Raw genomic sequence first — 409 nt, forward strand, 5'->3', positions numbered from 1 at the left:
CGATGGTAGTCGTCTTACTTCTCGTGGGGATTTTCTTGCATGAAATATATTTGCCTCTAAAATTAAAAAAATTGATTGACTAAATAGACGAAAATTAGTAAAATAGTAAGGAATTTTTAAAGGAGGAAAGGCATGCAGTTTGATACCAGTGGGCTACAATTACAGTCTATTGCAGGAAATAGTGGCAAAGCGTTTAAAGGCCTACGGTCAGACGGAACGCCAGTCTTTGTGAAGTATGAGATGCCTCCGATAGTGTCTGCTCTTGCGCGTGAGCAAATTACACCACCCGTTTTGTCAGCAAATCGTGAAGTAGGAATGGGGCATCGTGTAGAGCAGGAGTGGTTGAATGGTCGTACCTTGGAGCGTCAAGATATGACTAGTAAACAGATTCGTCAAATACTGGTGAGAA

At 41.6% G+C, this 409-nt stretch carries 1 pseudogene; it reads left to right on the forward strand.

The window, feature by feature from the left end:
- Positions 1-132 precede the first annotated feature (132 nt).
- Positions 133-409: pseudogene (locus C1G53_RS12150) on the forward strand (phosphotransferase); the annotation flags it as partial.

It is taken from the genome of Streptococcus suis, from assembly GCF_002960445.1.
Classification (GTDB): Bacteria; Bacillota; Bacilli; order Lactobacillales; family Streptococcaceae; genus Streptococcus; species Streptococcus hyiners.